At 43.8% G+C, this 5,312-nt stretch carries 7 protein-coding genes; 1 reads left to right on the top strand and 6 read right to left on the bottom strand.

Annotation, left to right across the window (positions count from 1 at the left end):
* Positions 1 to 160: 160 nt before the first annotated feature.
* From GEZ85_RS09645 to GEZ85_RS09660, 4 genes are read right to left on the bottom strand one after another with little or no spacing between them, the layout of a single operon-like run.
* Positions 161 to 397: an acyl carrier protein gene (locus tag GEZ85_RS09645; protein WP_020902253.1), complete on the bottom strand. Its 237-nt coding sequence runs from the start codon at positions 395 to 397 to the stop codon at positions 161 to 163.
* Positions 398 to 402: 5 nt separating this feature from the next.
* Positions 403 to 1,395 (bottom strand): phosphate acyltransferase PlsX, encoded by a 993-nt coding sequence (gene plsX, locus GEZ85_RS09650; RefSeq protein WP_049499075.1) that lies wholly within the window; start codon positions 1,393 to 1,395, stop codon positions 403 to 405.
* Positions 1,392 to 2,162, bottom strand: a complete 771-nt coding sequence (gene recO / locus GEZ85_RS09655) for a DNA repair protein RecO (RefSeq protein ID WP_153210159.1) — start codon at positions 2,160 to 2,162, stop codon at positions 1,392 to 1,394. Before recO ends, plsX begins: the two co-directional genes overlap by 4 nt.
* Positions 2,159 to 3,328, bottom strand: a complete 1,170-nt coding sequence (locus tag GEZ85_RS09660) for a pyridoxal phosphate-dependent aminotransferase (protein ID WP_004257696.1) — start codon at positions 3,326 to 3,328, stop codon at positions 2,159 to 2,161. Before GEZ85_RS09660 ends, recO begins: the two co-directional genes overlap by 4 nt.
* Positions 3,329 to 3,476: 148 nt before the next feature.
* Between GEZ85_RS09660 and GEZ85_RS09665 the strand changes: the two genes are divergently transcribed.
* Positions 3,477 to 4,487: a YeiH family protein gene (locus tag GEZ85_RS09665; RefSeq protein WP_153210160.1), complete on the top strand. Its 1,011-nt coding sequence runs from the start codon at positions 3,477 to 3,479 to the stop codon at positions 4,485 to 4,487.
* 182 nt (positions 4,488 to 4,669) lie between these two features.
* Here GEZ85_RS09665 and GEZ85_RS09670 read toward each other — a convergent pair whose 3' ends face one another.
* Both GEZ85_RS09670 and GEZ85_RS09675 read right to left on the bottom strand, forming a co-directional pair.
* On the bottom strand, positions 4,670 to 5,107 hold the full coding sequence (locus GEZ85_RS09670) for a CoA-binding protein (RefSeq protein WP_153210161.1): 438 nt from the start codon (positions 5,105 to 5,107) through the stop codon (positions 4,670 to 4,672).
* A gap of 110 nt (positions 5,108 to 5,217) precedes the next feature.
* The coding region (locus GEZ85_RS09675; protein ID WP_142247600.1) for an IS3 family transposase at positions 5,218 to 5,312 on the bottom strand (95 nt) is incomplete at its 5' end.

Genomic DNA, 5,312 nt, shown 5'->3' on the forward strand with positions numbered 1-5,312 from the left:
TTCGAAACTTTGAAAACTTCAAAAAAAGGATTTTTATTGCTCTGAACATCAAAAAAGAAAGGGCAAATTTTGTCCTTTCTCGAGCTTAGCTTTTCTTCAACCCACTACAGTTGACAAAGAGCCCAATAAAAAAGCAACACGACTTGCATGTTGCTTCTTACTATTCTTTACTTTTGACGACTTCGACCACATCTCCTACACTTTGGAGTTGGTCAATTTCCTCATCACTGATTTCGATGCTAAATTCATCTTCCAGTGTCAAGATAAACTCCATCAAGTCGACTGAATCAGCATCCAAATCGTCTTTCAGACTCAAGGATTCTGTCACGACAAAGTCCTCTCCCTGTCGCTCTTGGATAATAGTCACAATACGGTCAAAAATTTCTTTTTCTGTCATCTCTTTTATTCTCCTGAAAATTCACGCGCAGTCTGGGCAACTACGTCTGTTTCTAGCATGGTACGAATCTGGCGGATTGTACTATAAACAGCCTTGGCATCACTTGAGCCATGAGTCTTAACAACCGGTGCCTTAACACCAAACAAGACCGCTCCACCAACATCTGAGTAGTTGAGCTGTTTTTTCAAACCTCTGAGGCTATCCTTGAGAAGGAGTGCGCCTAGTTTCGCTCGAAGACCACCACCTGTAATAGCTGTCTTGAGCAAGCCCATGATTCCCATGGCTGTCCCTTCAATGGATTTGAGCACAGCGTTTCCCGTGAAACCATCTGCCACAACAACATCTGCAACGCCATTCATCAAATCACGCGCTTCCACGTTTCCGATAAAGTTTAAACTTTCATCAGCCGCCAGTAATTCATAGGTTTCCTTACGAAGCGGGTCGCCCTTACTATTCTCTGTTCCGTTATTGAGCAAGCCAACGCGTGGTTGCGCAATTCCACGGACATTTTTGGCATAGAAGGAACCTAGAACCGCATATTGATGGAGGTGCTGGGCTGTATTCTCCGCATTGGCACCGAGGTCTAGCATGTCAAAACCTTTTCCATCTACAGTCGGCAAGGTCGACATAAGGCCTGGTCGGTCAATGTTCTTGATACGACCCACGATGAAAAATCCTGCTGCTAGTAAAGCACCTGTATTCCCAGCCGAAAGAACAGCGTCTGCTTCACCCTCTTTGACAGCCTTGGCTGCCAATACCATACTGGCATTTTTCTTCTTCCGAATAGCTCTAGTAGGTTCATCGTCTGAATCAATCTTTTCATCTGTATGGATAATGCTAACACGCTCTGTCGCTGTCAGATATTGCTTGATTTTGCTTTCATCTCCGTAGAGTTGAACCTCAATATCTGAAAAGTCAGCCAGGGCTTGATTGACACCCTCAACGATGGCCTGAGGTGCATAATCTCCCCCCATGGCATCTACTGCGATTTTTTTCATTTGTTTTCCTCTTTTAGTAATTGACCCCAGTCTGCTAGGGAATCAATAAATTTCTTTGATTTTAGGTGAATCCCAACGTACTCTTCGTAGAGTTGATCCATAAACTTTCGCAAGTCTTGCTTGATTTCAGGCTTAAGCGAAATGGTCTCCAAGGTCTCAAAATCAATGGCTTGAAATTGATTAAGCAGATAAGGTATATTGGGATTTAGATGGCAACGTCTCTCATCCTCATGATAATGCTCTGGACAAAGGCAGGCTCCATATTTGAAAGAAAAGTCAAAAGCCTGACCAACCCGATGACAAAAGACACACTCATTAAAATTGAGGCTGATTCCAAATCGAGTCAAGATTTGAATTTCAAAAATATTGGTCAAAACCTGATAATCCAAGCCCGCTTCCATCAATTCCAAAGTCTTTTGCAAAAAAGCAAACAAGGGAGCATCCTGCTGATTGTCCTGCAAACTAGCATCGGCAAGAGCTGCCACGTAGGTCGCATAGGCCATGACAAAGAGATCGCTATTAATCTTGGGAAAAGTCATCACCTCATGATAGTCCTCAATGTAACTAAGCCCATCATCATTGATTCGCAAGAGAAATCGTGCCAGCACCAAGGGCTGAATAACAGGGGCCAGCTTAGACTGACCAGCGTGTTTGACGAAAAACATCCGCTTGCCAGCCTGTTCTGTAAAAATCTTGACTAGCTTGTCATCCTCACGAAAGTTACGATTGTAGAGCACCAAGCCTTGACTCGTGATAGACTGAATCATGCTTCTCTCATATACTCCTCAAGTCGTTTCATGGCTTCTTTGATAGTCTCCATACTCGCTGCATAAGACAGACGCACATAGCCTTCTCCGTAACGCCCAAAGGCAGCACCAGGGATAAAGGCAACGGCCTTCTTCTGAGCAAAATCCTTTAGAAAGGCAAAGGAGTCTTGATTGTAGCCCGCTGGAATCTTAGCAAAGATATAGAAGGCACCGTCTGGTTTAATAATCTCAAAACCAAGAGCAGTCATTTTCTCGATAATATAGTCCCGACGCTGGATGTATTCCTTTTTCATAGGCTCCGCATCATTTTTACCAGCCGTCAAGGCCTCCACCGCAGCATGTTGAGCCATAGTATTTGCGGCAGTAACCAAGTACTGGTGACTCTTAATCAACTGAGCTGTAAAGGCTGCAGGAGCAAAAATCAGACCCAAACGCCAACCTGTCATGGCATGCGATTTAGATAGACCATTGATAATAATAGCCTGATCTCTCAACATGGTTCCCAGAGACACATGGGCTTCGCCTGTGTAGGTCAATTCTGAGTAAACCTCATCACAGACAACAAAAATCTCATACTTGCGTAAAACAGCTGCCAAGGCCTCCAATTGTTCCCGACTGTAGGTAATTCCTGTCGGATTGGCTGGATAGTTGAGAATAACCGCCTTGAGCTTGTCACCCTGCTCCAAAATGGCCTTCTCCAACATTTCAGGAGTCAAGACAAAACCATTTTCAGTTGTGTCAATCTCGACAATCTCTGCCCCAACTAGATTGACAATCGGTTCATAACCTGGATAGGCAGGAGCTGGCAAAAGTACCTTGTCTCCCTCTTCCAAAATAGCCGTCAAAGTAGCAGATAAAGCCTCTGTCGCCCCAATTGTAACCAAGATTTCATTTTCAGGATCATAGTCCAGTTGGTACTTTTCCTTAACAAAGTCACTGGCCGCCTTACGTAGAGTCAGCAGACCACTCATCCCTGTATAGTAGGATTGGTTCTGATCAATCGCTCGCTTGGCCGCCTCCTTGATATGATCTGGCGTTGTAAAATCAGGCTCCCCCAAGGTCAAACGCAAGACCCCAGGAATCTCCGAAATAGCCTGGTCAAATTGACGAATCAACGAAACTTGAATCTTATCTAACTGTTTATTAAAGCGCTTAGTTAAGTCCATAGATACCTCCTACTTTCAAAACGTATCTCTATTATACTACAAAAGCCCCCCGACCGCAAAAATACATTAGAGAATAGCTTTCCACTTTCTATTTTACTTTTCCTGTTTACAGGTCTATAATGGTAACAGATTCTATTTGGAGGTTTTTATGTCATTTCTATCAAAAAATGGAGCAGGTATATTGGCCTGTCTTCTGATTTCAATCGTATCTTGGTACTTAGGAGGATTCTTCCCTGTTATTGGCGCGCCTGTCTTTGCAATTTTCATAGGCATGCTTCTCCATCCCTTTCTCTCGCCCTATAAACAACTGGATGCTGGATTGACCTTTAGTTCTAAAAAATTGCTCCAGTATGCTGTTATCTTGCTTGGTTTTGGTCTCAATATCTCGCAAGTCTTCGCAGTCGGACAATCTTCACTCCCTGTTATCCTGTCCACCATTTCAATAGCCTTGATTGTTGCCTTCCTCTTCCAGCGTTTCTTTGCACTGGACACAAAACTGGCTACCTTGATTGGAGTGGGTTCTTCTATCTGTGGGGGCTCTGCCATTGCAGCAACAGCGCCTGTTATTCACGCCAAGGAAAAGGAAGTAGCCCAAGCCATTTCCGTTATCTTTTTCTTCAATGTCTTGGCTGCGCTCATCTTTCCAACCCTCGGCACCTGGCTTCATCTATCCAATGACGGCTTCGCCCTCTTTGCAGGAACTGCAGTCAATGATACTTCCTCTGTAACCGCCACAGCCAGCGCCTGGGACAGTCTCTACCAGACTAATACCCTCGAATCCGCAACCATTGTCAAACTCACACGTACTCTGGCTATCATCCCCATCACTCTCTTTCTCTCCTACTGGCAAAGTCGCGAGCAAAAAAATAAGCAAGGCTTACAACTGAAAAAAGTCTTCCCACTTTTTATCCTCTACTTCATCCTTGCATCGCTCCTAACCACCCTTCTGACCTCTCTTGGTGTGTCCAGTAGTTTCTTTACCCCACTCAAACAACTCTCCAAATTCCTCATTATCATGGCCATGAGTGCTATCGGTCTCAAAACAAATCTGGTAGCCATGATCAAATCTAGCGGAAAATCCATTATTCTCGGAGCTATCTGCTGGATAGCCATCATCCTCACCAGTCTTGGGATGCAGACCTTTATCGGTATTTTCTAATACTCTTCGAAAATCTCTTTAAACCACGTCAACGTCGCCTTACCGTATATATGTGACTGACTTCGTCAGTCTTATCTACAACCTCAAAACTGTGTTTTGAGCAACCTGCGGCTAGTTTCCTAGTTTGCTCTTTGATTTTCATTGAGTATAACACAAAAGGTAGCCCACCAGCTACCTTTTTCTTATGCTTCCTCAATCAAGCGTGTGTGTTCTCTCTTGATGCAGCGATTCATCACGATATCATCACATCCACCAGCACGCAAGATTTCTTCCGCTTCTAGACTTTCAAGTCCTAGCTGTGCCCAAAAAATCTTGGCATCAGCTTTGAGAAAATCACGCGCCACATCTGGCAAAAACTCACTGCGCCGGTAAACATTAACAATATCTACAGGAAAAGGAATCTCAGCTAGGCTGGCATAGGCCTTTTCACCCAAGATTTCGCCACCTACCGCCTTGGGATTGACTGGGATGATTTTATAACCCCGAGCCTGCATTTCCTTGGTCACTCGATTGCTAGTTGTTTCTTCACGGTCTGACAAGCCCACCACAGCAAGGGTTTTACTCGTTGCTAGATACTGACGAATCACACCATCACTTGGATTGATAAATTCTTGACTCATAGAAATCCTCCTTTTTCATCAGTATAGCATATTTTGAAAAGGCTTGCAGATTTTTAATATAAAAACCTCCTAGCAGTTCTGTACTGACCCCAAAAAGTTAGACAATTAATTTATCCGAAGGATTTAGTTCTGTATTGTACAGGGCTAAGTCCTTTTAGTTTTACCTTAATTCGTTTGTTGTTGTAGTAATCGATATAGTCTATAA

This window comes from Streptococcus mitis (assembly GCF_009496205.1).
Taxonomy (GTDB): Bacteria; Bacillota; Bacilli; order Lactobacillales; family Streptococcaceae; genus Streptococcus; species Streptococcus mitis_BN.

What these genes read in the sequence shown, in the direction of transcription:
- GEZ85_RS09645 (WP_020902253.1), bottom strand. Translation starts at nt 397, where the DNA reads ATGACAGAAAAAGAAATTTTTGACCGTATTGTGACTATTATCCAAGAG.
- recO (WP_153210159.1), bottom strand. Translation starts at nt 2,162, where the DNA reads ATGATTCAGTCTATCACGAGTCAAGGCTTGGTGCTCTACAATCGTAAC.
- GEZ85_RS09665 (WP_153210160.1), top strand. Translation starts at nt 3,477, where the DNA reads ATGTCATTTCTATCAAAAAATGGAGCAGGTATATTGGCCTGTCTTCTG.
- plsX (WP_049499075.1), bottom strand. Translation starts at nt 1,395, where the DNA reads ATGAAAAAAATCGCAGTAGATGCCATGGGGGGAGATTATGCACCTCAG.
- GEZ85_RS09660 (WP_004257696.1), bottom strand. Translation starts at nt 3,328, where the DNA reads ATGGACTTAACTAAGCGCTTTAATAAACAGTTAGATAAGATTCAAGTT.
- GEZ85_RS09670 (WP_153210161.1), bottom strand. Translation starts at nt 5,107, where the DNA reads ATGAGTCAAGAATTTATCAATCCAAGTGATGGTGTGATTCGTCAGTAT.